Below are 25,052 nucleotides of genomic sequence, written 5' to 3'. Positions count from 1 at the left end.
GAACCTCCTTCCTTATGATTCATGATTCAATCTGCCGTAGACGGCATTGCACAGGTCTACCGTAAACGGACCCGACATGCCCTCCAGTGCGGTATTGGTGAAAGCAGCCACGCTTAGCCGCTGCTTGGGATCAACGAACCACGAATGACCATAGGTACCGCCCATGCGCCATGTACCAGGGGATTCCGCAGTGTCTGCGGCAAGAGGATCTTTAAGCACCGTGATGCCCAGGCCAAAGCCCCGCCCTGGCCAGAAGGGCATGTGCAGATCACCAATCTGATTGGTGGTCATTTCCCGAACCAGGGATTCCGGCAGCAGAGGTGCTCCCCCTTTGCGCAGGGTTTCCAGCAGCTGCAGAAAGTCTCCGGTGCTGCCGACCATGCCAGCTCCTCCGGAAGGATAAGCGGCAGGGTCGAGCGCCCGTTCAGGGGCGAGGCGGAAGCCTGCCGTACCTTCCACAAAAGCAAGGCTGTCGGGATTGTGCAAAGGACGCAGCCCGGGAACATCATCGGCGTAAGCAGCGGCCAGCCGCTGCGGGTCGGCTGCAACGAACCCGGTGTCCTTCATACCTAGCGGATGGGTCACAAGTGAATCTATGGCTTCGCTGAGTGTGGTGTCTGTGACTTTTTCAATCACGGCCCCTAGCACATCTGTTGCGATAGAATATCTCCACATGGTGCCTGGGGGATAGAGGAGCGGGACAGAGGCAATACGCCGTAGGTTCTCTTCGAGCGTAATGGTAGTCTGATCCATGCCATCAGATACACCAGCCTGCTCATAGGAACCGCCCTCTTCCTGAAAGAAGCGGTAGGTCAATCCAGCGGTGTGCGTCATTAAGTGCCTTACTGTTATTGCTGCGGGCTTACCGTTCTCCAGTCGTGGCTGAAAATACGGAAGCCAGCGGTCCACGCGGTCATCCAGTTTCAGGCGGCCTTGCGCCACCAGAACCAGAGCAGCCGCAGAAGTGATAGGCTTGGAAACCGATGCGAGCCGGAACAAGGCGTCCTCCCGCATAGGCTGGTTCAGCTCGCGGTTCGCAAAACCGGCAGCACGGCTATATATGAGCCTCCCATCTAACGCTACCTTGATGACAGCCCCCGCCAGACGCTTGTCGGCTAATGTCTGGTCTAGTACGTTATCGATGCGCTCCGGTAGATGCTCCGGGTTCATGAGATTTGAATCCTGCATACTTAGTCATCCTTTCGCTATAGTTAAAGCTAAAATCGCTTTACTATTGTAAGTATATTATATAAAATTAGTTGACCTGCTAACATAAGGCAACTAAGCTATAACAGCCGTTCAGCAGTTAAAAACAAGGCAGTTTCCACATGTATCCTTAAAATTAAAGGAGCTGAATGAGATGGACCATACAGACAAGCAGATTCTGTTTCATCTTCAAAACCAGGCGAGAATGTCCATGACAGAACTCGGGAAATGTGTGGGTCTATCACAACCGGCAGTGACGGAAAGAGTTAAACGTATGGAGGAAAACGGGGTGATCCAGGAGTACCGGACTATTATTTCACCTGAAAAAATTGGGAAACAGGCTACTGCTTACATTCTGTTTCACTCCAGGGATTGCCATGCCTTCGTTGATTTCTGCCGCTCCTCCCCTGAGGTCCTTGAGTGTTACAGGATCAGTGGCGAGCACAACTATCTGCTAAAAGTAATGACCGAATCCACGCAAGCCTTGGAGCAGTTCGGCAATGAATGCGATAGATACGGGACTTATACAATTCTAATCGTAATGTCATCGCCCGTTGATCATAAGTACCTTATTCCTTTGCTGGAAGGAACTGTTTAGGACCTGCCCATACTGGGGAATGAAGAGTAGATTCGAGAGGAGGCATATACATAGTGGAAGAGACGTTGCTGGCGCAACTGGTACAGTGGCATGAAGATGATGAATTTGCCAAAATTGTAGACCGCATCATGGAGATTCCCGAACCGGACAGAGACTATACCTTAATTGGTCAACTGGGCAGGGCGCTGAACAATCTGGACCGTTACCCTGAAGCGCTGGAACAGCTGCTGAGTGTTGCCGGGCAAGGAGAGAAGGACCCGATCTGGCACTACCGGGCGGGATATGCCTACTACTATCTGAAGCAGTACGATCAAGCGGTTCGTGAATTCGAGCTGGCAGATCAGCTGGAGCCTGGAGATGAGGCGGTTCAGCAGCTGCTTGGCTGGAGCCGCCGTGCGGCGGAGCGGGAGGTACGGGAGCAGCAGCGTTTTGCAGCTGCACAGGCCGGCGGGGGTACTGCGGAAGGTAGCACTGTTGAACCTTTTGACTTCGACGGCTTCTGGGAGGACAGCGATTATGCCCGAGAATCTTATGTATCCGATCCGCCTACAGACGAGCTGATTGCCTCGGTGGAGCAGGAACTGGGGTACAAGCTGCCCGCCTTTTATATCGAGATGATGAAGCGGCAGAATGGGGGGATTCCCCGGGATACCTGCTTCCCTACAGAGGAAGCGACCTCTTGGGCGGAAGATCATGTGGCGATTACAGGCATTATGGGCATTGGACGGGAGAAGACCTATTCCCTGTGCGGGGAACTCGGCAGCCGCTTCATGATTGAAGAGTGGGGTTACCCCGATATTGGTGTGGTATTCGGCGATTGCCCGTCCGCAGGACATGATGTGATCATGCTGGATTACCGGGCCTCTGGTCCGGAAGGTGAACCGGCTGTGATCCATGTGGATCAGGAAGCGGATTATGAAATTACTTTTCTGGCCAAAGACTTTGAGAGCTTTGTACGCGGGCTGGTGAATGAGGAGGTCTTCGATACGTCCGAGGAGGATAAGGCAGAGGATCTGCGGAAGGTGGCTCATGGGGCCTTTTCACCCCTGCTTGCGGAGCTGTGCGGCAATGTCACGGAGATCGATAATGTAGAGGGTATAATCCGTTCAATCTGTACGGAGATTGTAGAAGACAAAGGGCATTTCTCTCTCCATGCGGATGAGCGTTCTATCTTGATGTACGACTTGCAGTTCTGGCTGTATACCAAGTCGTACCCGCAAACGAACCAGGCTGAATACCTGGAGGTCTATTCCAAAATGATCGCCTTTGGCGGCGAATTCGGAACCGGCGGTTACGCGCCGTCCTTCATTACGGATTGGCTGGACGATCGGGTCCGGCAGGGGAGTATTGTTGAGCGTGGTGGTGTGCTCAGCTTCACGGAAGAAGCCCGGGAGGCCCTGCTGCACAGGCTGAACGGTGTCACCATGCCTGCAACCGGCAGTGTAGCTCCGTTCATCCTGGTAGAGCAGGAAAATGGCGGCATGTCTGTTATTCTGAGCGTAGGTACCTATTTGGCCGATCTGTTTGATACACGGGCAGGCGAGGGCTTTGAAGGTAACGGCTACGATTGGGCCTCCCTTGCGGCGGTTTTCCTGGAGGAACAAATGCCGGAGCTGGCAGGCATTGTGCATTTTGACCCGGAGGCCGACATGTTCTGCGCCTACTCCGGCAATAGGGAAGCTATTCTTGGTTTTGCTGCCGGATTCAAGAAGGCCTGCGAGAATGAGGCACTGATCCGGGACCTGTTCTCCCGCGCCGAGCTGGACTGATTACTCCACTACGGCTGCCCGGAATCGTTCTTTTACCCACTCTGTGAATATCCCATAGTCTTTCTCCACCTGATCGGCATATCCGTAAGCCCACCGGGAGAGATAGCGCGCAAAAGCATCCGGGTCCTGCCCCATGGCCTTGGCAATTTCCTCCTCGCTATGATAAGGAAGAATGCCCTGGTCCACATCGGCATCGGCCCGGGCATGCATTTTGGCGGTCAGGCAACCCATTACCTCAAGTACCCGGGTCATATCTTCCGTAGTTGCGATATCGGTCAGCTTCAGTCTTTTTTTATACGGCGACCGTTCTCTTACATAGAAGTGTCTTCCTGCAAGCGTTAGAAAGCCCAGATACGGATCTGCCTTATGGTGCATGGCCTGCTGTGTCGCCGTTACCCGTTTTCCCTGATGCCCAAAGGACTGCCAAAAAGACTCGGAATACGGCATGAAATAAGCCGGAACCGGCACACGCACTTCTTTTACCTCAAGCACGGTGTCGTCCGTATCCTCCTGCTCATGTCCACCCTCGATTAATACATAATAGCGATCCAGCCCGATGGAGGCGGTGCCTGAACCATGCTTGACGGCAATGTCTTTTATCCGGTAGTGATCCTCATTCAGGTTTCGGGTAACAACGGTCTGTGTATAGAACGCCCAGGCGCTCTCCAGGAGGGTCTGTTCGGCTTGTCCGGGTACAGCCAGCTCGGAGTTCTCCAGAAACACTCTGCCCGTCTGCATTTGAGCTGTAACCTTTTCCAGAAAATGCGCCTGTCTGCGTTTCTCCAGCTTGCGGAGGAGCTTCTTCACCGGACCTTTGGCGGTATCCTCATCCATAATATAAGTGGCGGGGTTATCCTTGCCCTGTGCGAACCGCCGGATCTGTCTGGCATACGCCTTAACAAAGCTCTCAATATGGCTGAGCTGTTCAGCTTCACCATGTCCCAGCTGTCTGCCCACCAGAGCGATGCTGCCAGCCATACGCAGGAGATCGTAGAGATACGAGCCGACATACCCCTCATCGAAATCATTAACGTCATAGACCATATTTCCGTCTCCGCTGCGGATGGCGCCAAAGTTCTCGAAGTGCAGGTCTCCCTGAATCCAGGTTGGCCGGTCCTCAGGGGTGTGGAAAGGGAAGTATTGGCGGGTTGTATCGAAATAGAATAAGTACGCGCTGCCCCGGTAAAAGGAGAAAGCGTTCTGCGACATTTTCAGATATTTCTCCGCTCTTTTCTCCGGACTGAGCCCCATCATGCTGCCGTCAAATTCATCAAAGATGGAGATCAGCAGATCCTTACGGAGCTTGGTTCGTGTGCGGATGACGCCTTCGGTAATAGATTTGTCGATCACGGGAAGCCTCCTTGGCTATATTTCTAAAAAGTATACACATACACCTTGGTCCGCAGCGGATCTCTGCAGGTCACTGTGCGGGCTGGCTGCCTGCCCGGCAGGGCGAAGAAAATGCTGATCACCACTGCGCCGGGCGGCAGCTCCTGAATGAACTTGTCCGCCAGCCGCTCCATAGCGCCGGGAAATAAATAGCAGAGAACCATATCGGCATCGGCGTAGGAGCTGCGGTAGATATCGCCCCGGATGAAGTGGAGTCTGCCAGGGAGCGGTTCCGGGCCGTTCCCTGAGTGAGGGAGCCGCGCGAATATCAGCGCCAGCAGCTGCGAGCACCATAACGGGAGGCTTGAATTCTCAATCCCGATGAGTCTTTTGCCTGGACAATGACGGACGATATCGAGTCCCAATGTGCCCCATCCGGACCCTGCCTCCACAACCGTGCTGTAGCCGGGAATCCGGTTCAACTCCCCGGCAACCGCCAGCCGCACAGCCTTCGAGGTGGGCATCGGTGAGATTCCGTTCCTCCAAGTGTCCATGACGATCCACATCACAGACAGGAGAACGGCGAGCGCGAGAACCCACGTGATAGTTTGGAGGATGAGCATGCAATCCTCTCCTCTCTCCATGAACAGGTTTCTAATGTTTCTGTTATTATAAATCCCATTTGGCGGCATAACCAGCTTAAATACTCTCATCAAACTCTAATCTTCCTGCAAAGTCTTTCTCATTCAGTCTGTTGTAACCTAAGGGTAATCACAAGGAATAGGGAGGAAATGAGTATGAAGTTTAATTGGAAGTGGCTGCTGTTGGGTGCCGCTCTGGCGGTAGTATTCTTTTACATAGGGAAAGGATATGGCGGCCCAGTCCAAGCCCGCCAACTGTCTGGGGCAGATTCCGCATCTAAGCCTGTGGGGGTCTCTGCCTCTGCTACGGATGTTGTATCCGAAGCCACCTCTGCAGCCACTGAGTCTGCTCCGGATGCTGTGTCCGAAGCTACCACAGACTCTGAGTCCGTTCCGGGGGTTATTTCTGACGTCATCTCTGCAGCCTCTACGGTTATCGGGTCGTGGCAGACAGGTGCGGAGGGTGTGTCTGCAGGGAATGCACGGTACTCTTTTGACAAAGGCATCACCCGCGTCGATGTACCAGAAGGTACGGAAAGCATCTCTATTGCAAATACCAACGGAAAGATTGAGATGAAGCAGGGCAACGGGAAGGATATTGAAATCCATACGACAGTGGTCGTGAATCAAGCCACAGCCGAAGAGGCCCGGATCATAGCGGACAAGGCAGGGGTGAGGGTAAGCGGGGGAGCTCAACTGGAGATTAAGACCTACAGCGAGCCTTACGGCAATATTCATTATCCGGGTCTTGAGCTGACGATTACACTGCCGAAGGGAATGAAGGCCGATCTGCAGGCGAAGACCAAGAACGGAAATCTCTCTTTGTCAGATGTTTCTAGTACAGGTAAAATTAAATTATCGTCTGTGAACGGCAACGTTACGGCATCCGGCCCCCCGAAAGACATCTCTCTGCACACGGTGAATGGGAATGTTGAAGTATCCGAAGCGAAGGCAAATGTGGATATTTCGCTTACCAATGGCAATGTGAAGGCAGAGCAAATTGCGGGAACTCTGGTAGCTGAAACGACAAACGGCAATCTGACGGTGAAGGATGCGCTCGCTGCTATAGAAGCATTTACGGTAGCTGGTAATATTCATGTGGAGAGCAGGAAGGTCGGCGGAGACTGGAGGGTGACCTCGACGGTAGGGGATGTTGAACTGGCCTGGCCGGAAAATGCCGGAGTGGTGGTGGACGCAAAGTCGGCTTTGGGGGAGATGGATACCGACTTCCCGCTGACGGTGAAGAATCACAAGGTTAGCGGGAAGATTGGCGAAGGGACGTATCAGATCCATGCGCAATCCATGGCCGGTTTATCGCTAATGAAGAAGAAATGATCTGTGAAGAGGTGGACGAGGGGTTGAAGGAACGCGTATTGATTATTGAGGATGAAATCGCCATGATTCGCCTGCTGGAGCTGGAGCTCTCTTATGAAGGCTACGACATCACGGTTGCATACGATGGCCTTGAGGGCGCAGACAGAGCGCTTAATGAGCATTTTGACCTGATTTTGCTTGATTTGAATCTGCCGGGAATGGGCGGGTTTGAGGTATGTAAGCGGGTGAGGGCGGTGAAGCAGACCCCGATTATTATGCTGACGGCCAGGGATACGGTCAGCGACCGGGTGCGGGGGCTGGATACCGGGGCAGATGATTATGTGCCAAAGCCATTCGCCATTGAGGAGCTTCTTGCCCGCATGCGTTCCCTCCAGCGCAGGCTTCACTTGGCGGAGACGGGGGACGAAGTGCTGTGTGCCAAGGATCTGACACTCGACAAGGCCTCGCACCGGGTGAGCCGTGCCGGGCGCGAGATTGAATGCTCGCAGCGCGAATTTGAGCTGCTGCATTGTCTGCTGGCCCATAAGAACCGGCTCATGAACCGTGAAGCCCTGCTCAATCTTGTCTGGGGGTATTCCTATGAAGGCGAGACGAATGTGGTAGATGTCTATATCCGTTACGTGCGCATGAAGGTGGATGAGGGGTTTGAACACAAGTTGATACATACTGTCCGTGGCAGCGGCTATATTCTGAGGGACTGAGGTGAGCGAATGAAGCCATGGACGTTCTCACGCAAAGTAAGCGCATCTATTGCGCTGACAGTGCTGCTCGTCGCAGCCGTTGTCAGCGGATTTGTCTACATCACCTTCAAGCACTGGACAGAGCGCCAGGAGACTGAGCTGCTGGATGCCAAGCTCAGGCAGTTCGAGCTTCAGGTCGGGGAGGTGGAGTTCCTGCCTTCCCTGCTTAAGCCGGGCCTGGGTAAAGGAAGCGGAGCGGCGGCGGTACTGAAGCCGGACTTGTCGGCGTTCGCCCCGGATCTGAGCGAGGGACAATTACTGCAGATGCTCGATTCCAAAGGACGGGTGCTGGCAGAGGTGGGTTCAGGCGGAACAACAGACACTGCTGTCACCTACAAGGCAGAGAGGGAGCTCTCACTTCTTGTATACGGTCCAGTCCGGCTGAGGCTCACTGAAAGTGGGCACTCGGGCAGCGCAACCGCGGAGAAGGAGGTCGGCAGGCTGCTGCTGCTGGGCCTCCTGCTTGCTGCAGGGATGGCTATAGCAGCAGGGTGGCTCGTCGCCCGTTCAACGCTGAAGCCGATCCGCAGTATGATCGGTGAGGTGCATAGCATCGGGACGAACAGCTTGTCCCGGCGGCTGCATGTGCCCGCGGCCCAGGATGAGCTTCATCAGCTCGGGGAGACCTTTAATAGTCTTCTGAACAGGCTGGAGGGGTCCTTTGACCAGCAACGGCGATTCATCGCCGATGCTTCCCATGAGCTCAAGACACCGCTTGCCATTATTGAGGGACATACGCATATGATTCAGCGGTGGGGCAAGCAATCGCCGGAGGTACTGGACGAGTCACTGTCGTTCATGATGAATGAGACCCGGAGGATGAAGGAGTTGATTGCCCAGCTGCTCCTGCTTGCAGAAGCGGAGTCCCCGGTGGCCGACGGCGGGGAAGAAACCTGCAATCTTAAAAATACCCTCAACGAGCTGCTGCCCCAGACCGTTCATGTTAATCCCGAGGTACAGCTTGATTATGACGGCCATCCGGAGGGTCAAGTGATACTGATCCGCATGCCCGGAAGCGCCAGCTATCAGGTGCTGCGCAATATCGTGGAGAATGCACTGAAGTATACGCCCGAAGGCGGATCGGTAACGATCAGTCATTCCTTTGCGGATGGGCAGGTGATCTTGACGGTAGCCGACACGGGGATCGGGATATCCTCTGAACAGCTGCCGCATATCTTCGACCGCTTCTACCGCACGGAGGACTCGCGGAGCCGCACCCGGGGCGGTTCGGGCCTTGGCCTTGCCATTGCCAAAGCCATTATGGAGCGGTACGGCGGTTCTATTGCCATCGATAGCACACCGGGGCTAGGAACGACTGTGACGCTGCGGTTTATGGGCGGATAGGTGAGAGAGAGTCCATGGAAGGAGCATTATTCCTGCCAGGGGCTTTTTTCGCTGCTTGGATCATGAAACTGGATGGCAGGTAAGCACAGATTACCTGTGACTGCTGGAACGAGAGGTAGAAGTACCTTTGAATTCAGCATAGGTGGCCTAACTGGTGGAATCAGAGGTAAAAGTGCCTTTGAATTCGGTGTAGGCAGGCCAATTGGTGAAATCAGAGGCAAAAGTGCCTTTGAATTCGGTGTAGGCAGGCTAATGTGTGGAATCAGAGGTAAAAGTGCCTTTGAATTCGGTGTAGGCGGGCTAATTGCTGGAATCAGAGGTAATAGTACCTTTGAATTCAGCATAGGTGGCCTAACTGGTGGAATCAGAGGTAAAAGTGCCTTTGAATTCGGTGTAGGCGGGCCAATGTGTGGAATCAGAGGTAGAAGTGCCTTTGAACTCGGCTTAGGCGGGCTAATTGCTGGAATCAGAGGTAGAAGTACCTTTGAACTCGGCTTAGGCGAGCTAATGAGTGAAGTCAGAGGTAAAAGTGCCTTAGAATTCGGCTTGGGCGAGCTAATTGCTGGAATCAGAGGTAGAAGTACCTTTGAATTCCGTCGTGTGTCTGGGGGCAACCCATGTTCGCCCATTGGAGCGAATGTGGTAATTAGAAAAAAATCATAATATTCCTTGACGGGAATATTCCTTATAAGGTATATTACATATGCAAGGTGATAAAAAACTGATTCACTGAAGGAACATCGGTATTATGGAAACGACGATATTTAGCGCACTAGCCGAACCCACCCGCTTGCGGATGGTAGAGATGCTGAAGGACGGACCTCTGAGTGTAGGCGAGATCGCCGAACAACTTGGGCTCCGCCAGCCCCAGGCCTCGAAGCATCTGCGGGTGCTGCTGGAGGCCGGGCTGGTCGAGGTAGAGGCGCAAGCCAACCGCCGCAACTATAAGCTGCGGACGGAGCCGCTGGAAGCATTGGATGCTTGGCTTGAGGCCTACCGGAAGATTTGGAGTGAACGCTTCGACAACCTAGACGACTATCTGCGGCAACTGCAATCCAAAGACAACGAACGACCATGAACTTTACTTTCAGGAGGGATTTGGAATGACCAACAAAATGATTTCCCGAGTAGAAGGCCTTGAGCTTGTTCTTGAACGTGTGTTCGATGCACCGCGTGAGCTTGTATTCAAAGTATTCTCCGAGGCAGAGCATCTGAAGCAGTGGTGGGGCCCGCGCGGCTGGATCGTTCCCTTCTGCAGTGTTGATTTTCGTCCGGGCGGGGTTTGGCATTACTGTATGAAGTGTGTCGATGAGCAGCAGGGTGATTTCTTCGGAATGGAATCCTGGGGCAAAGGCGTCTACCATGAAATCATGGATGGAGAGAAAATCGTCTACACCGATTACTTCTCGGATGCCGAAGGCAACGAAACCGAAGGCATGCCGTCCACGCTGGTTACGATGCTCTTTGAAGAATATGACGGTAAAACGAAGCTTGTAAGCCGATCGAAATATGACTCCGCGGAAGCGCTCAAAACCGTTCTGGATATGGGGATGGAACAAGGCATTACCGAAACCTGGGACCGCCTCGAAGAGCATTTGCAGTCGGTTCAATGATCTCTATGAAACCTCTGGATGTTGTTGCCCGAATTGAACAGATGGAGCTGAAGCTTACCGAGTGGAATTCGATACCTTTTGGATAAAAAAGTGAAGACAGAGAACAACAGTCTCCTCCTCGGCCTGCCTCCGGCAGGCTCTATTTGTGTTCCCGTTTCTTTTGTGTCCGTTTGGAAATAATGGGGGGAGAGGAGGCTTGAAAATGAACTATATAGAGATTCTGATGCGGACGGTTCTATCGGTGGGCCTGCTGCTGCTCATCCCCAGAATACTGGGCAAGCAGACCCTTTCCAATATGACGTCCAACGATTTCGTGATCAGCATTACCCTCGGCTCCCTGGCGGCGAATCTGGCGTTCAATGTCAGTCTGAAGTCAACATATCTTGTCCTGTCCATTGTTGTGATTACGGCTATGTCATTCCTGCTCTCCTTCATTGCCCTCAAAAGCCGCCGACTGCGCAGTTGGATCGCCGGTTCCCCCACGGTCCTGATCGAGGATGGAAAGATCATGGAAGCCAACATGAGGAAGATCCATTATACGCTGGATTCGCTGGATCAGGCGCTGAGAGAGAAGGAGATTTTTAATCTCGAAGAGGTCGAATATGCGGTGCTTGAGGACAACGGACAGGTCTCTGTTCTGAAAAAGGAAGCGTACCAGTTCGTTACGAGGCAGGATTTGGGGCTGGCACTGCATGCGCAGGCCTTCCCCGTAGAGCTGATTATGGATGGTGTGCTGGTGGGGGACAACCTGAAACGGAATGGTCTGACCCGCGAGTGGCTGGAACATGAGCTGCGGAAGAAGCATAAAGGAAAGACGCTGGCAGATGTGTTCTATGCGGTAAAAGGCACGCAGCAGCAGCTCGTGTTCGATTTCTATGAGGATGGAGTGCAGCAGCCGCTGGATCAGGAATAATCTCCTTCAGGGAAGCCATCCGCTTGTTCCATTCATCAGAGTGTGCTCATGTGGAAGTATTTTGCATAACTTTTTTATTGGCTTTTGAAATTAGGACTGCTATATTTGAAAATACTATGTTAGAGAGGGTAAGCAGCAGAGGTGTCGGCATAAAAGGATGAGAGGCGGATTTACATGCAACAAGTATTAGAGGGTATCGGTCTAACAAACGATTTTCTTTGGTCTAAGCTTCTGATTGTTCTTCTGATCGGTTGTGGTTTATATTTCACCATTCGATCGAGATTTGTACAATTTGGCATGTTCAAGGAAATGTTCGTTGTGCTAAAAGAGTCCAATGCGAAGTCTACCAACAGCATCTCATCATTCCAGGCATTCTGTATCAGCATGGCAGCCAGGGTGGGGACAGGCAATATAACAGGAATTGCGATTGCCATTGCCTTAGGCGGGCCGGGCGCGGTCTTCTGGATGTGGGTGATTGCGATTATTGGTTCCGCATCCAGCTTTATTGAGAGTACTTTAGCACAGGTGTATAAAGTAAGAGACAAGACGGGATTTCGTGGGGGTCCTGCTTATTATATGGAACAAGGCTTGAAGAAACGTTGGATGGGATCTTTATTTGCCGTGCTGATCACGTTGTCTTTCGGCCTCGTCTTTAACGCGGTCCAGTCCAATACGATTACCGTTGCTTTTGAAAATTCATTCGGCACCAATCGTTTGATGGTTGGCCTTCTAATGGCTGTTGCATTTGCAAGCATTATCTTTGGCGGCATCAAACGTATTGCCAAATTGTCTGAATATATTGTAGTCTTCATGGCCGTGATTTATATCGCCGTTGCCTTATGCATTGTGCTGATTAACATTACCAAAATGCCCGAAGTTCTGGCGCTTATTGTGAAGGGTGCATTCGGATTTGAGCAAGTTATAGGAGGGTCTCTTGGGGCGGTGATTCTACAAGGTGTGAAGCGTGGTTTGTTCTCGAACGAAGCAGGAATGGGGAGTGCGCCGAATGCTGCAGCAACGGCAACGACAAGTCATCCTGTAAAACAAGGGCTTATGCAAGCATTTGGTGTGCTTACAGATACGTTGTTGATTTGTTCGAGTACCGCCTTCATTATTTTGCTATCCGATGCGTATAAGCAGCCTGGGCTGGATGGCATCAAGCTTACGCAAGCTGCACTAAGCGAGCACATCGGTTCTTGGGCCTCTGGTTCTCTGGCTATCATGGTGTTCCTGTTTGCGTTCAGTACATTAATTGGAAACTATTATTACGGAGAAACGAATATAGAGTTCTTAAACTCAAAGAAATCAGTAGTTATATTCTACAGATACAGTGTGCTCGCGATGATTCTATTCGGTTCGGTTGCCAAGGTTCAATTGGTATGGGATTTGGCTGACTTATTTATGGGGCTCATGGTAGTAGTTAACTTGATTGCCATCCTTCTTTTATCCAAAGTAGCCTTTGCAGCCCTTCAGGATTACAAGCGACAGAAACAGGCTGGAAAAGACCCGGTCTTTGTTAAAGATAGTATTAAAGGTCTGGATCACATTGAATGTTGGGAGAACGCATCAGGTATGAAAGAGTAATTAGATTGTTAAAGCCCAGGGCTCCGGTAACGGAGCCTTTTTTGTTGATTGGCGTGCCCAGAAGCACGCATTATCTAGTTGGTGAAAGTCCAACCAAGGGAGGGGCCAAGCCACCTTTGTAGCTAGGATGCTTGCATATGGCGAAATCTGTATGTAAAAGCGCATCGACAAAAGTACCGGTCAGAGACCGGGCGAGCGACAATCCAGGCCGCAACATGAAGTGAATCCTGCCGCGTCGTCAAAAGGGCCCAGCGAAGGGGAGAAGAGGATGCCGAGTCTCGCAATTATAGACGAAGGCCAAGGAAGCTGTGCAGAACTTGGAACAACAGTGAAGAATCCTCCGGTGTAAAGGGAACGGCATGGATTGAAAGATAATGCAGTGAACTGGGGAGACCCTCCCCCACACGGGTGAAAATTTTTTTTTTTTTTTACCGTAAAGAGATGCTCAATAAGTCCAGAAGACGAAATGAACCGTCTGTGGGAAGGGAGTCCGAGGGGCTCATAGTACCGAAGAACCTAAGGACAACATAACCTTAGGAAGGGAAGGAGCCCTGCTTTGTTTATGCTTTTGGAGGAGGTACGAGTGAGTGAATGCCAAAGGGCTAACGACACCAAAGGAAAAAGTTCAAGAACTCCAAGAAAAGCTAGGTCATGCGGCCAAGGAGAACAAGAAGCGTAAATTCCATGCCCTATACGACAAAGTCTACCGCTGGGATGTACTGTGCGAAGCCTGGAAACGGGTGAAAGCAAACAAAGGAGCTGCAGGAGTAGATGCCGTGACGCTCGCAGATATCGAGAAACAAGGAGAAACGCGATTTCTCAAGGACTGCGAGCGAGACCTGAAAGAAGGTAACTACCATCCGCAGCCCGTACGACGGCACTATATCCCAAAGAAAGACGGGAAGCCAAGACCGCTGGGCATACCCACTGTGCGCGACCGAGTCATACAGATGGCAACTAAGCTGGTAATTGAACCCATCTTCGAAGCAGACTTCGAAGAAGTCTCTTACGGATTTCGTCCGAAACGAAGTGCGAAAGGAGCGTTGGAACGAATTCGGAAAGCCTGCAACCGCAAAGGGAATTGGGTAGTCGACGTCGATATCCAAGGTTACTTCGACAATATTAATCAAGAGAAGCTTATGAAATTGATACAGATGCGTATCAATGACAGGCGGATCCTGAAATTAATACAGAAGTGGCTACAGGCGGGAGTCATGGAAGAAGGAAACGTAAAGCGATCTGATTTAGGCACTCCGCAAGGTGGCGTCATTTCACCGCTGCTGGCGAATATCTACCTGAACTACTTTGACCGATTGTGGGAGAAACACGGAAGTGGATTGGGAGAACTGACAAGGTATGCAGACGACTTTGTAGTGGTCTGCAAAACCAAAAAGGACGCCGAACATGCGTATGAACTCATACGCAGAATCATGGAACGTCTGGAACTCACCCTACACCCGACGAAAACCCGAATTGTAGGCTGGTGGACAGGAGACGAAGGGTTCGACTTTTTAGGAATGCACCACCGAAAAACGAAAGCAGAAACTTCTCAAGGGAAGGTATATTATACCACGCAACAGTGGCTAACGAAGAAGGCAGAGGAACGGATCCGAGGCGTGGTCAAAAACAGATTAGCACCGCCGAGCATGCGCTCAAGATCGTTCGCGGAACAGGTGGAATGGCTCAATCCAAAAATTCAAGGATGGAGAAATTACTACTACACGAACTATAGCCAAAAGAGGTTAGCTAAGCTGGATTGGTATATTTTGCAGAGATTAACCCGGTGGTATGCGAAGAAGAGACAACGTAGGAGATGGATGAGTTCATTATCTGAGGTTAAGTATATTGCCAACATGTATGGACTAAAAACGCTATTGTGATCTGCATGCCCATGAATGACAAACATCGGAAAGCCGTATGAGGGAAAACCTCACGTACGGTTTGATGAGGAGGGGCTGGTTTAAATCCAGCCCTTTACTCTAGTGGGCCTATGGAGAATGGAATCCGCTTATGGACTTCCGCCTTTCCGTTCTGAATTATTCATCGATATCGGCCCATCTTCTCGAAAATTCCTGAAGCAGCTTTTTGCGCGCCCTTGCCAAACGCTGCGTCACAACCGTTTCGGTCAGCTTGAGTTCTTGGGAAATTTCTTTGTATGATCTGTCCTCCATATAGTACAACAACAGCAGTATCCGGTACTCCGGTTTTAACTCATTAATAATTTGATGCAGCAGATCATTCCGCAGCTTGTCTTCAACCTCATGGGCTATACTTGACGATGCAGCCACTGTATTAACAAGTTCCGTATTGAAAATATACCGATAACTTTTATTTTTACGCAAATAATCGATGGCCATGTTGCGGCTTACTCGCCTAATCCAACTTGGAATGTTGGCTGTGTGGGCTTTCGGTGCAAGTTGGACAAGCTTAATGAAGGTTTCTTGAATAATGTCCTGTGTGGATGAATGATCGCGGACCAGAAAGTAAATATCTTTGTATATAAAGTGATAGAAGGAACGATAGGTAAGTTCTTGTAGGCTGGGGTCCAAATCCTTTATATTCGTCCTTAGAAGGCCAATCCATTGATCCATCTCAATACCCCATTCGAAACAGGATAGTTTGGGTTATCACGCACTTTTTACTTAATACCGCAGGTGCCAATTACTGTTGTGAAAAAATTTACTTAGTATGGGAAAATAACCCCCTTAAGTATACAACAAGCGTTAAGCTTAAGCTTGCGTTTTTCGTAATTTCTTACATTTTTTCGGAGAATGCGTTAGATTTTGCTGTTTCAATTCGTTATGTAGATAGACAGTGGAATAGTACCTCAGGTTTTAGTTGTTCGAATCGTCATAGGTGCAACTAGAGTGACATACGCAACAAAGCTCAACGCCCCTTAGTTTAGTAAAAGGGACGATCATAAGAAAAGGAGGTTTATGTTCTCTAGCTCCGCTTTTTCTTCAATGGCTTCAGATCAAAATGTAAAAAATAGATTTGAAGCTTTATGTACAAGCTATTTATCATAAGAAACCTAAAAGGAGAATCGTTATGAAGAGAATAGCAAGTTTGGTAATGGTGCTGGTTTTGTGTATTTCCATGCAATCAGCAGTTATGGCTTCTTCGTCAAATGTTAATATACAGGATATTGATCAAATACTAAGAGATAGTGGGACGCCAGACAATGTTATTAAGGGAATGGATGAGGATTTAAAAAGATTGATTTACGAAAATTCCGGTTCGTCTCCAGAACTCAAATATGTGGAAGTTGAAAAAGAGGCTCCCAAAGGGATTGGACTGTTTTCTTCCGGATACTCAATACCTTCAAGTGATTTAAAGATTGAAGTCTTTGCGTTTAAAGTTGGTAGTACTCAAGTTGATATATACCCAACGTATGAATGGCTAACACCTACAAAACCTAAAGGCAAAGATTATTTTGGATATTCTACCCACAGTGATTATAGCGTTGTTCCTGGTAATAGAAGTAATGGAATCTGGTCTAAACTAAATGCGGGTGATAGTTGGCAAAATTCGGGATCAGCTACGTATACAAGCAGCAGCTTAACGGGCTACGAACATACTGGAAGTAGTTTGGGAACTCCTGATTTCCCCATCTATATTAAAGGTAGTTTCCACTTTAGATCAGATATTGATACAACAAGTCCAGTAAATAAAATAGCTATATCTTATGTACATGATACTTCATCGGGCGGTACTTTTGGCTATAGCATTGGATATGGGCCTGCCTATATATCAATAACCCCATCATCAAGCAATGTGGGTTATAGCTCCAACGTCTATTATCTAAATTATTAGTATCTAGACCAAGATAGATATGATTTTAAATGTATAGAACGATCACTGCCAATATCGTATTACTTGCGATCAAGGTTATTTCTAATTTAGGAATAACCTTGATCTTTGAAATATACACTAAACAAGTAGCAGTTATGTAAATGATGAGTAGGGGGGATGAGTCATGACGAAGAAAAGAATATTTGTATTTACTGGCATAGCGCTAGTTATCATCATCGGCCTACTCTCACCAAAAATCTACAACTATATGGATAACAAACTTTATTATTCAAATCATATTGTAACCTATGTCTCACTTGCTGAATTTACCGTTTTAGATAAGTATACAGAAGAAGATAGCTACTTTCTTAAAATTAGCCTTGATAGCGAATATTTTATAGAAAAATATAAAATTAAAGATAAGGTAAGAACCTATAAAGTCGATAGTAAAGAACTGTATGATAAGGTGAATCTGAGTCGTTCCGAGGATCTTCTGGGCTTACAAATAGAATCAGTGATTCCTACTAATGATATCTTAAAAGAAGAGATAAGAACGTTTCGGCGTGATCCAATTCGCGTCATTTCGAAACCAGAATACAGTAAATTTATAAAAATAATTGATGTTTATTAAGCTGAAAAGCGTAATAGATGGTTAAAGCCCAGGGCTCCGGTAACGGAGCCTTTGTGTTGTTGGGCATTAATAGCTGAGCAGGTTACAGCACGTTCATTACCAGCATTACCACGCGTAAACCCCATTCACATCCAAAAACTCCCCGTTATGGCGCTTGCCATCCGTGGCATAGCCTACAATAATGGCCGCCCCGGCTTCTTTGGATTTCCCGCCTTCTGCATTGCCGTTCAGATCCGTCTTCGTGAAGCCGGGGGTTACTGCAAATACCTGGGCTTTGCTGTTTTTGAGCTCTATGGCCATGGCTACAGTCATCGCATTGTTTGCGGTTTTGGAGGAATTGTAGTCGAACGCATTCAGCGCATACTCCGAACTCTGCATGAAGTGAAGGGACGCCATATCGGTGGAGACATTCACAATGGTTCCTTCATTCTCTTTTATTAAGGGAAAAAGATGTTGATTCAAGCGGAAGGTTCCGAAGAAATTCACCTCAAAAGCGTTCCGCAAATGCTCCTCCCGGGTATCGCTGAATGAACTGGAGAAGGCTCCCGGCATGCCGGCATTGTTAATGATAAGCGTCACATCAGAATAGTTGTTGCGAAGGGTAACGGCTGCCTGCTCAATACTTTCCAGATTCGTCATATCGATTTGCAGAAACTCCACGTCCAGCCCTTGGCTGGTTAATTCAGAAACTGCGTCCTTCCCCCGTTCGAGGCTGCGTGCGCCAAGCAATACCTTCCATCCGGCTTCACCAAGCTGTCTTGCAATTTCAAAGCCGATCCCTTTATTAGCACCTGTTACAAAAGCGGTTCTTGTCATCTTCATCCTTCTTTCTGCAAGTTATGATCTATCCACAATTCGCAGCTTACTATGCTACACTAAGTGTAGGTCAACACTAAAAGTCAGGCGGTGAGCAAAATTTTCACTATTGGACAGGTTGCCAAAAAAGTAGGGATAAATATTGGCGCGATTCGCTTTTATGAACGAAAGGGTCTTCTGGAGCCAGTAGTCCGCAACGAGCAAAACAATCGCCTGTATACCGACGACGAGATTGGCTGGCTGATCTTTCTGAAATGTCTGCGGGAAACGGGAATGAGTATCGAGGAGATCAAGAAGTACCACGACATGGTCAAAGCCGGAACCTCTACCCTGCCGGAGAGAACCAAGCTCATTGAGGAGCAGAAGCAAGCCCTTTTGGACGAAATTGAACAGAAAAAAGCTCAGCTCGTTCACCTGGAGCATAAGCTGGAGCGGTATTATCGCGGGGAGAATTATTAGTGAGAATTGAAAAGGATATACAAGTATTGTTCAGCGAAGTTCCTATGGCAGATCAGCTTCGATCTATCGGCCTAGGTAGGATCTGTATTCCAGCCATTCTATCAGGTGCTGGTGACCTTAGAACGTATAATCACACGCTTCTTCTGTTCCCGCATACCCAAGATTGAGACAACGGTGTCTAATGAGCTTACAACGAGGGACGGGCAGTTATGCATAATAAATTCTTTGTAGTTAAATATTCCCTATCGAGAAAACAGTCCATGCCGTATCATTTTATAGCAGTGATGTGGGAAGGGGATATTGTATGAAGGAAGTATATAAGAATGAGTTTTGTTGTATCCATGATTTCGAACGTGTTAATGCATTTATTAGTAAGACATTTGGGTGTGAAGGAACTTACAATTGGGACAATGCCAGATGGTCGTTTAATCGATATTGTATTCATAATAAAGAAGAGCAAAGTAAAAAAAGAATTTGGGAAGATTCAGTTCAACTTTGGGTAGATAATGAGGGCAAGATTATTGGCGTGGCACATATTGAGGAACCAGGAGATTATTTTTTTCAAGTGCATCCTTTCTATAAATATATGGAAGAAGAGATGCTGATATGGGCGATAGAAAATTGCAAAAGAAATTTCCCGGACTTACGAAAGATAGTCGTTTCAAGCTCATACCATGACGTTGAACGAAAAAAATTATTCCAAAAATACAATGCTAAAAAACTCAGTTTTGTTGATGAACATCGAGTCATTGAATTGAAGAGGGAATACCCCACACCTGAACTGCCCACTGGCTATCGGATCATTCGATTAGAAAGAGACAACTTTGAAGCATGTCAGAAAATCAGTGATTTATATACTCGAGTTTGGCCTAATAGTTCATATATCCCAAATGGTGAGACAGTTGCTTCAATGTCATCGTCAATCGCTTTTAAGAAGGAGATGTCATTTGTTATAACCGATATTGAAGAACGGTATGTTGCATTCACATTTGCTTGGGTAGATGGTTTGAACAGAGCGGCACATTTTTACCCTATTGCAGTAGACCCTAGTTATGTGGGAACAAATTTGTTAGAGATAGTGATACTAGATGCATTGAATACTTTATTTGTCCATGGTTATGAAAAGGCGACTATTTCCGCTTGGTATACTAAAGAGGAAAATGAAGTATTTGAAAAGTTAGGATTTGTGCAGACACCCTTCGATGAAATGTATGAGATTAATATTTAAGCACGACCCAATGGACTTATTTAGGTGCATTGTCATAGTGAACTGCATAGACCGAGGGTAACTTAGAAATTAAAACAGCGACAGCCAAGGACGAGAGATAAAGTCCTAGACTGTCGCTGGTATTCGTCGGAGGCATTAAGCTATCCTGTCCGTCCGTTGAGGTTCCATTTTATTGAACTAGCATTCCTTTAGCGTAGTGCGACATGCCTTTTTATATAATACTCGATAATTGAAGCATGTGGAATTTCGCCTATATCTCCTACCAGGGTACGAAAAGCCATGCCGTGTCCAGTAATGATCACCTTTTGAAATTCGAGATATTTGTTCATTACCTTCTCCATACGGTTCCTCAGTAGTTCCTTAGTCTCCCAAGGCTTGTTTACCCCAGGAGGATAGACTCCATGATTAGCATCATAATCGTCCCCCAGTTCTTTAAGCCTCTCCAATGAATCATATTCAAATGTTAAGTCGGGTCGCCATTCCCTTAAATCGAATTCAACCATTATTTCTAAACCAAGTTCCTTTGATAGAATATCGGCCGTTTGAAGTGCTCTTGGGTAAGAAGAAGAGACAATAATTTCGGCTTTTTTTTAACGTTGATCTTTAGCGGTCGAATATACTTGGTTAACTCCTTTATTCGTAAGAGGAACCAGGTCCCGGCCATGTCCCTTTAATTTGTAATGTTTATTTATGTCCCACTGAGGTTCACCATGGCGAATGAGATAATATCGCGTCATTAAATCCCCCATACATTCATTTTTTGTATTAATCTATACGAGATAAAGTAAGTCTCTGTACAATATTACTATAATTATCCTCCCAAACTACGACACACAGCTGTCCGATTTCCCCTCCTATAATGAATATATCTTATATGGATAAGGAGACGAGCACAGGCATGGGCGAGATCATCAGACATGATGTGAATGAGGAGTATGCGTATTCCGGATTTGTGGAGGCGGGGGATTTTATTTTTCTCAGCTTCTGTGTGGGCAATGTGGGGGGAACGGTGGAAGAGCAGGTGGAAGGTGCGCTGGATCATATGAGCGAACGCTTGCAGCAGGTGGGACTGACGCTTGCGGCTGTGGTGAAGCTGGATATTTTACTGCGGGATGTGTGGGATATTCCGGTGATGGAGCAGGTGTTCAAGCGCAGATTCCAGGGAAAGTACCCCGCCCGGAAAACGATCTCCACCGAGTTCGCGCATGTCGGCGGGCCGGATGGACTTAAGGTTCAGATCGATGGTGTGGCATATCGTCCACGCGCGTAGCGCTTGGCGGGAGGGGGGAAGTGGACCCCAATCACAACAGCAGCTCCTCCTATACGGAGTGAGCTGCTGTTTGGCCTGCCTTGAAGTTACGGCGGGGTGGATGAATATAACATTGACACTAACTTACGGATTCATAAGCACCCGATGAATGCCCTGGCTTCCTCCCGGTGCGGTTCCGAGATATAAATATCCGCCCTGGCTTACGGCAGTGGTGATGCCATACAATGTACCTTCAGGATCATGCCAGCTATTCACAAGTTCCCCTTCGGGTCCATATTCCGCGACCAGTCCATGCTTCACCGGCGCACTGGCTCCATTTAACATGGATTGTGGAACTTTGGACATTGTAGCTGCTAACCAGGGATGACTGTGCATGTAGTCGGCAAAAGACAAACGGGTTGTGAATACCCCTACCCAGAAATGTCCCTGCGCATCACGTGTGATGTTGTCTGGGAATCCAGCAATATTATCGGCAAAAATATCCGAGGTGCCCTGCTTGGCCCCCTTCAGCCAGTATCGGGTCAGCTGATAATGATACGATTCGGCCACGAGCACAAAATCTTCTTCGGCAGACAAGGCTACCCCATTGGCAAAATATAAGTCCTCAAGTAAAACAGTCGTCTGCTTGGTCTGCGGATCATATTTCAGCAAGCGTCCATGCGGCTTGTTCTCGGCAATTTCTTTGAACATGACCTTCCCATAGTTTGAAGTATCGGAGAAATAGATCGAACCGTCCTGCGCAATGTCCAGCTCGTTCGCCAGATAGATCGGTCCTCCATCTACTTCAGTGGTCAGTACTTCAACTTTTCCCTCCGGATCAATCGACAGCAGCCCTTTCTGAATATCTGCTACAATCAGATTCCCCGCTGCGTCGAATTTCAGTCCGTTAGGGGTTCCATGGGTATCGGCGAACACTTCAGCCGGCTGCGCTTTACCTGCCGTATCAAAGGCTACTCTATAAATTTTGCCGTCGGAGTCCCCCGTATATAGCCGTCCTTGTGCATCAAAAGTAATGAATTCCGGGAACTTGGCGCGGTCCGTAACCAGCTCTGCCGAGCTGAGTTTGCTGTTTTCTTTCCAGGGACCGTCTTTCTCAAAAGAAGGGGCGGCGGGTGCAGACCATACAGCAGGATCTACCGGAGCAGGTATCAGCAGAAAAACAGCGATTCCCAGCACAATTACCCCGAGCAGGGCCAAGCTCCATCTGCCGACCCTTTGACGTGTTGAACGTTTGCGTTGCTTTGGTTCTGTGGACATTATTAATCCTCCTTATTGTTTCTTGGGGCGAAGCATGCCCCCAACCAGCTGTAGACTTTGTCTGCGGGTCATGAAGCGGGAAATCTGGGCGCCCAGATAATTCTGGAATCCCGGAACAACGTACTGTTTTCCTTTTTTCATAGCGCGGAGGGTGACTGCTACTACACGCTCCGGCGTGTCCTTCGCACCGACAGAAGCATCCTCCGAGCCAACGACATTGAAGAAATTCGTATCCGTCGATCCAGGGCACAGAGCAAAGAATTGAACGCCACGGTCACGATTCTCCCACCACAGGGCATCGGTAAAGGACAAGACAAAAGCTTTGGTCGCCCCGTAGACGGCCATATAAGGCAGCGGCTGAAAGCCTGCGGTAGACGATACATTGATAACAGCCCCCGCACCCCTGTGCAGCATCCCCGGAAGGAACAAATGAGTCATATCCACTACAGCGGCGACATTAAGCATCACTTCTTCATGCTGGCGCTCGCCGGAGACTTGCTCGAACAGACCGTGGGTGGCAAACCCCGCATTGTTGACCAACAGATCAATTACCAGGTTAAGTTGCTGGCACTTCTGATACAATTCTCCGGCAGCACCTTCGACAGATAGATCCAGGGGAATAACCTGGGTCTGAACCCCATAGCTTCGGGTCAATTCAACTGCAAGCGTATCAAGTTTGCGTTTGGATCTGGCTACAAGCACCAGATGACTTCCTTCCTTGGCAAGTTGTCTGGCGAACTGTTCTCCGATGCCCGAAGAGGCCCCGGTGATCAGTGACCACTTTCCTTTAATATTCATAAGTTTCGCTCCTCTAATTACGATGTTTTGTTGTGGTAACACTGTTACCGATGTGAATCATCGTAACCCAAGGGATCGTCTGTGTCAAATTTTTTTTAAACTTATGGATCAATTGACAACCCTCTTGCAAATGGTTAGAATGCCGTTAGAACGCAGTAACTATGTTTCCGGTCAACAACATGACATCCGAATGAGGTGATATTCATCCATAACGAAGATAAGCCCTCATCATCCACAGGGCGGGTACGAAAAACATATCAGGAGGCTCGTCTGCAAAATACAGAGAATCTCCGTAAGCTTGTGGTGGATGCCGCTGCGGACATTTTGCAGGAAGAAGGGCCTGAAGCTGTCACTGTGCGTAAAGTGTCGGAAAGAATGGGCTGCTCCACCAAGATCATTTACAGTTTGTTCGTCAATAAAGAAGGACTGGCCCAGCAACTGTATCTGGAGGGCTGTAAATTGCTGGCCCAGGGTTTTGAAGAAGTGCCGCTGTCCTCTGACCTTTTGCAGCATTTGCTGGATTTGGGCGAAGCCTTCTGGCAGTTCGGGCAGGATCATACCAGCTACTACAAGCTGATGTTTGGAGGGGCTTTTGCCGAATTCAAGCCGGATGCAGAGAGTATGCAAGGGACGATTACAGCCATGAGCCGCTTGTTGAACCTAATCAGCACCGCCCAGCAGCAAGGACAGATTTCGGACCAGGAAGAGACAGGGACCCTTGTCAGCATCATATGGGCTTCGCTGCATGGCGTAATCCACCTGTATATTGGCGGGTTCCTTGGCGATGCGGAGGCGGCCCATGCCGTATACAAGCAAACCATGGTGTTGCTGTCCCAATCCCTGTTTGCAGCACAATTGGTCCAGCAGAGGAGCGAACAGGAATGATCGCATTGATCTTGGCTGCGGGGTATGCGACCCGTCTCTACCCGTTAACGAAAGATACGCCGAAGCCGCTGCTGCCGGTTCAAGGAAGCCGGACGATTCTAGATTTGCTGATGGACCGTCTGGAGATTCTGGAGGAAATCACGGAGATTCTGATTGTGACGAATGAGCGCTTCTTCCGTGCTTTTGAACAGTGGCATCTGCAGTATAGGGGGACGAAGCCGATTCGTGTTCTGAATGACGGCACTTCTTCACCAGAAGGACGGTTAGGAGCGATTGGCGATATCCAGTTTGTGATCGAGCGGGAACATTTGTCGGAGGATCTGTTGGTGCTGGCGGGCGATAATGTGCTGGGATTTGGCCTTGAGGGGTATCTGAATTATTTTCATCAGGTGGACAAAGACTGTATTCTGGTCCGGACGGTGGACGATATCCGGGAGCTTCGCAGTGTTGGCGTGGCTGAGCTGGATGCAGAGATGCGGGTCCTTTCTTTGGAAGAAAAGCCGCAATCGCCCCGGACGAACATTGGCGTATTTGCACTCTATATCTATAAGCGGTCTACGCTGCCGCTATTCTCCCGTTATCTCGCCGAAGGCGGCAACCCGGATGCGCCGAGTTATTTTCCCGAGTGGCTGCACTCCCGCCAGGAGATCCGGGCTTACTATACGGAGGGTACGATTGACGATGTCGGCACCCCGGAAGCTTATGCGGAGATGCGGGATAGGCTGGGTGACGGTGAAACCTAGACGGCAGGTGCGCAGAAGGATAAGAGTAAAGGGCTGAAGATAAGGGGTTTAATGAGTCTTAATAGCAGGAACAGCGGCAGTCCAGGAGGCGAAAGATAGCT

General features: G+C 49.0%; 26 protein-coding genes. 18 read left to right on the top strand and 8 right to left on the bottom strand.

Annotated elements, in window-relative coordinates; translation table 11 throughout:
* Window positions 1-12: 12 nt before the first annotated feature.
* Window positions 13-1,188, bottom strand: a complete 1,176-nt coding sequence (locus tag ACTJKB_RS13235; protein ID WP_440834520.1) for a serine hydrolase domain-containing protein — start codon at window positions 1,186-1,188, stop codon at window positions 13-15.
* A 172-nt stretch (window positions 1,189-1,360) separates the two neighbouring features.
* Between ACTJKB_RS13235 and ACTJKB_RS13230 the strand changes: the two genes are divergently transcribed.
* On the top strand, window positions 1,361-1,804 hold the full coding sequence (locus ACTJKB_RS13230; protein ID WP_440834518.1) for an Lrp/AsnC family transcriptional regulator: 444 nt from the start codon (window positions 1,361-1,363) through the stop codon (window positions 1,802-1,804).
* A 53-nt stretch (window positions 1,805-1,857) separates the two neighbouring features.
* Window positions 1,858-3,573, top strand: coding sequence for an Imm51 family immunity protein (locus tag ACTJKB_RS13225; protein WP_440834517.1), 1,716 nt, complete (start codon window positions 1,858-1,860; stop codon window positions 3,571-3,573).
* Here the strand turns inward: ACTJKB_RS13225 and ACTJKB_RS13220 are convergent, their stop codons facing one another.
* Together ACTJKB_RS13220 and ACTJKB_RS13215 are read right to left on the bottom strand one after the other, a co-directional pair.
* Complete coding sequence (locus tag ACTJKB_RS13220) at window positions 3,574-4,923, bottom strand: DUF2252 domain-containing protein (protein ID WP_440834515.1); 1,350 nt, start codon at window positions 4,921-4,923, stop codon at window positions 3,574-3,576. It abuts the gene before it with no gap.
* A 23-nt stretch (window positions 4,924-4,946) separates the two neighbouring features.
* Window positions 4,947-5,525, bottom strand: coding sequence for a class I SAM-dependent methyltransferase (locus ACTJKB_RS13215; RefSeq protein ID WP_440834513.1), 579 nt, complete (start codon window positions 5,523-5,525; stop codon window positions 4,947-4,949).
* A gap of 174 nt (window positions 5,526-5,699) precedes the next feature.
* Here ACTJKB_RS13215 and ACTJKB_RS13210 point away from each other — a divergent pair, with 174 nt between their 5' ends.
* The 9 genes from ACTJKB_RS13210 (at window position 5,700) to ltrA (ending at window position 14,952) form a co-directional block, all read left to right on the top strand.
* A complete protein-coding gene (locus ACTJKB_RS13210; protein WP_440834511.1) occupies window positions 5,700-6,878 on the top strand; it encodes a DUF4097 family beta strand repeat-containing protein in 1,179 nt (392 codons plus the stop codon).
* Between the two features lie 23 nt (window positions 6,879-6,901).
* The gene (locus ACTJKB_RS13205) at window positions 6,902-7,579 is read left to right on the top strand and encodes a response regulator (RefSeq protein ID WP_083607039.1); all 678 of its coding nucleotides are present in this window, start codon (window positions 6,902-6,904) and stop codon (window positions 7,577-7,579) included.
* A 9-nt stretch (window positions 7,580-7,588) separates the two neighbouring features.
* Window positions 7,589-8,962 carry a HAMP domain-containing sensor histidine kinase gene (locus ACTJKB_RS13200; RefSeq protein ID WP_440834509.1) on the top strand — a complete coding sequence of 458 codons (1,374 nt, stop codon included), beginning with the start codon at window positions 7,589-7,591 and terminating at the stop codon, window positions 8,960-8,962.
* A 72-nt stretch (window positions 8,963-9,034) separates the two neighbouring features.
* A complete protein-coding gene (locus ACTJKB_RS13195) occupies window positions 9,035-9,625 on the top strand; it encodes a hypothetical protein (RefSeq protein ID WP_440834507.1) in 591 nt (196 codons plus the stop codon).
* 85 nt (window positions 9,626-9,710) lie between these two features.
* Window positions 9,711-10,040 (top strand): ArsR/SmtB family transcription factor, encoded by a 330-nt coding sequence (locus ACTJKB_RS13190; RefSeq protein ID WP_440834505.1) that lies wholly within the window; start codon window positions 9,711-9,713, stop codon window positions 10,038-10,040.
* 25 nt (window positions 10,041-10,065) lie between these two features.
* Window positions 10,066-10,575 (top strand): SRPBCC domain-containing protein, encoded by a 510-nt coding sequence (locus ACTJKB_RS13185; protein WP_074088311.1) that lies wholly within the window; start codon window positions 10,066-10,068, stop codon window positions 10,573-10,575.
* A gap of 202 nt (window positions 10,576-10,777) precedes the next feature.
* Window positions 10,778-11,488, top strand: coding sequence for a DUF421 domain-containing protein (locus ACTJKB_RS13180; RefSeq protein WP_440834502.1), 711 nt, complete (start codon window positions 10,778-10,780; stop codon window positions 11,486-11,488).
* Between the two features lie 174 nt (window positions 11,489-11,662).
* Window positions 11,663-13,072, top strand: a complete 1,410-nt coding sequence (locus ACTJKB_RS13175) for an alanine/glycine:cation symporter family protein (protein WP_440834500.1) — start codon at window positions 11,663-11,665, stop codon at window positions 13,070-13,072.
* Between the two features lie 587 nt (window positions 13,073-13,659).
* Window positions 13,660-14,952 (top strand): group II intron reverse transcriptase/maturase, encoded by a 1,293-nt coding sequence (gene ltrA / locus ACTJKB_RS13170; protein ID WP_440834499.1) that lies wholly within the window; start codon window positions 13,660-13,662, stop codon window positions 14,950-14,952.
* Window positions 14,953-15,108: 156 nt separating this feature from the next.
* Here the strand turns inward: ltrA and ACTJKB_RS13165 are convergent, their stop codons facing one another.
* On the bottom strand, window positions 15,109-15,663 hold the full coding sequence (locus ACTJKB_RS13165; RefSeq protein WP_440834498.1) for an RNA polymerase sigma factor: 555 nt from the start codon (window positions 15,661-15,663) through the stop codon (window positions 15,109-15,111).
* Window positions 15,664-16,120: 457 nt separating this feature from the next.
* Between ACTJKB_RS13165 and ACTJKB_RS13160 the strand changes: the two genes are divergently transcribed.
* Both ACTJKB_RS13160 and ACTJKB_RS13155 read left to right on the top strand, forming a co-directional pair.
* On the top strand, window positions 16,121-16,885 hold the full coding sequence (locus ACTJKB_RS13160; RefSeq protein ID WP_440834496.1) for a hypothetical protein: 765 nt from the start codon (window positions 16,121-16,123) through the stop codon (window positions 16,883-16,885).
* Window positions 16,886-17,048: 163 nt separating this feature from the next.
* Complete coding sequence (locus ACTJKB_RS13155; protein ID WP_440834495.1) at window positions 17,049-17,495, top strand: hypothetical protein; 447 nt, start codon at window positions 17,049-17,051, stop codon at window positions 17,493-17,495.
* Between the two features lie 105 nt (window positions 17,496-17,600).
* Here ACTJKB_RS13155 and ACTJKB_RS13150 read toward each other — a convergent pair whose 3' ends face one another.
* Window positions 17,601-18,311, bottom strand: a complete 711-nt coding sequence (locus ACTJKB_RS13150; RefSeq protein ID WP_440834494.1) for an SDR family NAD(P)-dependent oxidoreductase — start codon at window positions 18,309-18,311, stop codon at window positions 17,601-17,603.
* Between the two features lie 90 nt (window positions 18,312-18,401).
* Between ACTJKB_RS13150 and ACTJKB_RS13145 the strand changes: the two genes are divergently transcribed.
* Together ACTJKB_RS13145 and ACTJKB_RS13140 are read left to right on the top strand one after the other, a co-directional pair.
* Window positions 18,402-18,770, top strand: a complete 369-nt coding sequence (locus ACTJKB_RS13145) for a MerR family transcriptional regulator (protein ID WP_440834493.1) — start codon at window positions 18,402-18,404, stop codon at window positions 18,768-18,770.
* Between the two features lie 304 nt (window positions 18,771-19,074).
* Entirely contained in the window at window positions 19,075-19,998 is a 924-nt protein-coding gene (locus ACTJKB_RS13140; protein ID WP_440834492.1) for a hypothetical protein, read from the top strand.
* Window positions 19,999-20,186: 188 nt separating this feature from the next.
* Here the strand turns inward: ACTJKB_RS13140 and ACTJKB_RS13135 are convergent, their stop codons facing one another.
* The gene (locus ACTJKB_RS13135) at window positions 20,187-20,573 is read right to left on the bottom strand and encodes a histidine phosphatase family protein (protein WP_440834760.1); all 387 of its coding nucleotides are present in this window, start codon (window positions 20,571-20,573) and stop codon (window positions 20,187-20,189) included.
* A 299-nt stretch (window positions 20,574-20,872) separates the two neighbouring features.
* Here ACTJKB_RS13135 and ACTJKB_RS13130 point away from each other — a divergent pair, with 299 nt between their 5' ends.
* The gene (locus ACTJKB_RS13130) at window positions 20,873-21,268 is read left to right on the top strand and encodes a RidA family protein (RefSeq protein WP_440834491.1); all 396 of its coding nucleotides are present in this window, start codon (window positions 20,873-20,875) and stop codon (window positions 21,266-21,268) included.
* Between the two features lie 123 nt (window positions 21,269-21,391).
* Here the strand turns inward: ACTJKB_RS13130 and ACTJKB_RS13125 are convergent, their stop codons facing one another.
* Both ACTJKB_RS13125 and ACTJKB_RS13120 read right to left on the bottom strand, forming a co-directional pair.
* A complete protein-coding gene (locus ACTJKB_RS13125; protein WP_440834490.1) occupies window positions 21,392-22,525 on the bottom strand; it encodes an SMP-30/gluconolactonase/LRE family protein in 1,134 nt (377 codons plus the stop codon).
* A gap of 12 nt (window positions 22,526-22,537) precedes the next feature.
* On the bottom strand, window positions 22,538-23,323 hold the full coding sequence (locus ACTJKB_RS13120; RefSeq protein ID WP_440834489.1) for an SDR family NAD(P)-dependent oxidoreductase: 786 nt from the start codon (window positions 23,321-23,323) through the stop codon (window positions 22,538-22,540).
* Between the two features lie 204 nt (window positions 23,324-23,527).
* On the opposite strand from ACTJKB_RS13120, the gene ACTJKB_RS13115 reads away from it, so the two are divergent.
* Window positions 23,528-24,208 carry a TetR/AcrR family transcriptional regulator gene (locus ACTJKB_RS13115; protein WP_440834759.1) on the top strand — a complete coding sequence of 227 codons (681 nt, stop codon included), beginning with the start codon at window positions 23,528-23,530 and terminating at the stop codon, window positions 24,206-24,208.
* On the top strand, window positions 24,205-24,951 hold the full coding sequence (locus ACTJKB_RS13110; RefSeq protein ID WP_440834488.1) for a nucleotidyltransferase family protein: 747 nt from the start codon (window positions 24,205-24,207) through the stop codon (window positions 24,949-24,951). Before ACTJKB_RS13115 ends, ACTJKB_RS13110 begins: the two co-directional genes overlap by 4 nt.
* Window positions 24,952-25,052 lie beyond the last annotated feature (101 nt).

The organism is Paenibacillus sp. 22594, assembly GCF_052044425.1.
In the GTDB taxonomy this organism is placed as follows: domain Bacteria; phylum Bacillota; class Bacilli; order Paenibacillales; family Paenibacillaceae; genus Paenibacillus_AQ.
The sequence above is the reverse complement of the archived record's forward strand: the minus strand, read 5'-3'. Positions and strand labels throughout refer to the sequence as shown.

What these genes read in the sequence shown, in the direction of transcription:
- ACTJKB_RS13235 (WP_440834520.1), bottom strand. Translation starts at nt 1,188, where the DNA reads ATGCAGGATTCAAATCTCATGAACCCGGAGCATCTACCGGAGCGCATC.
- ACTJKB_RS13230 (WP_440834518.1), top strand. Translation starts at nt 1,361, where the DNA reads ATGGACCATACAGACAAGCAGATTCTGTTTCATCTTCAAAACCAGGCG.
- ACTJKB_RS13215 (WP_440834513.1), bottom strand. Translation starts at nt 5,525, where the DNA reads ATGCTCATCCTCCAAACTATCACGTGGGTTCTCGCGCTCGCCGTTCTC.
- ACTJKB_RS13210 (WP_440834511.1), top strand. Translation starts at nt 5,700, where the DNA reads ATGAAGTTTAATTGGAAGTGGCTGCTGTTGGGTGCCGCTCTGGCGGTA.
- ACTJKB_RS13200 (WP_440834509.1), top strand. Translation starts at nt 7,589, where the DNA reads ATGAAGCCATGGACGTTCTCACGCAAAGTAAGCGCATCTATTGCGCTG.
- ACTJKB_RS13195 (WP_440834507.1), top strand. Translation starts at nt 9,035, where the DNA reads ATGGCAGGTAAGCACAGATTACCTGTGACTGCTGGAACGAGAGGTAGA.
- ACTJKB_RS13190 (WP_440834505.1), top strand. Translation starts at nt 9,711, where the DNA reads ATGGAAACGACGATATTTAGCGCACTAGCCGAACCCACCCGCTTGCGG.
- ACTJKB_RS13185 (WP_074088311.1), top strand. Translation starts at nt 10,066, where the DNA reads ATGACCAACAAAATGATTTCCCGAGTAGAAGGCCTTGAGCTTGTTCTT.
- ACTJKB_RS13180 (WP_440834502.1), top strand. Translation starts at nt 10,778, where the DNA reads ATGAACTATATAGAGATTCTGATGCGGACGGTTCTATCGGTGGGCCTG.
- ACTJKB_RS13175 (WP_440834500.1), top strand. Translation starts at nt 11,663, where the DNA reads ATGCAACAAGTATTAGAGGGTATCGGTCTAACAAACGATTTTCTTTGG.
- ACTJKB_RS13165 (WP_440834498.1), bottom strand. Translation starts at nt 15,663, where the DNA reads ATGGATCAATGGATTGGCCTTCTAAGGACGAATATAAAGGATTTGGAC.
- ACTJKB_RS13160 (WP_440834496.1), top strand. Translation starts at nt 16,121, where the DNA reads ATGAAGAGAATAGCAAGTTTGGTAATGGTGCTGGTTTTGTGTATTTCC.
- ACTJKB_RS13155 (WP_440834495.1), top strand. Translation starts at nt 17,049, where the DNA reads ATGACGAAGAAAAGAATATTTGTATTTACTGGCATAGCGCTAGTTATC.
- ACTJKB_RS13150 (WP_440834494.1), bottom strand. Translation starts at nt 18,311, where the DNA reads ATGACAAGAACCGCTTTTGTAACAGGTGCTAATAAAGGGATCGGCTTT.
- ACTJKB_RS13140 (WP_440834492.1), top strand. Translation starts at nt 19,075, where the DNA reads ATGAAGGAAGTATATAAGAATGAGTTTTGTTGTATCCATGATTTCGAA.
- ACTJKB_RS13130 (WP_440834491.1), top strand. Translation starts at nt 20,873, where the DNA reads ATGGATAAGGAGACGAGCACAGGCATGGGCGAGATCATCAGACATGAT.
- ACTJKB_RS13125 (WP_440834490.1), bottom strand. Translation starts at nt 22,525, where the DNA reads ATGTCCACAGAACCAAAGCAACGCAAACGTTCAACACGTCAAAGGGTC.
- ACTJKB_RS13120 (WP_440834489.1), bottom strand. Translation starts at nt 23,323, where the DNA reads ATGAATATTAAAGGAAAGTGGTCACTGATCACCGGGGCCTCTTCGGGC.
- ACTJKB_RS13110 (WP_440834488.1), top strand. Translation starts at nt 24,205, where the DNA reads ATGATCGCATTGATCTTGGCTGCGGGGTATGCGACCCGTCTCTACCCG.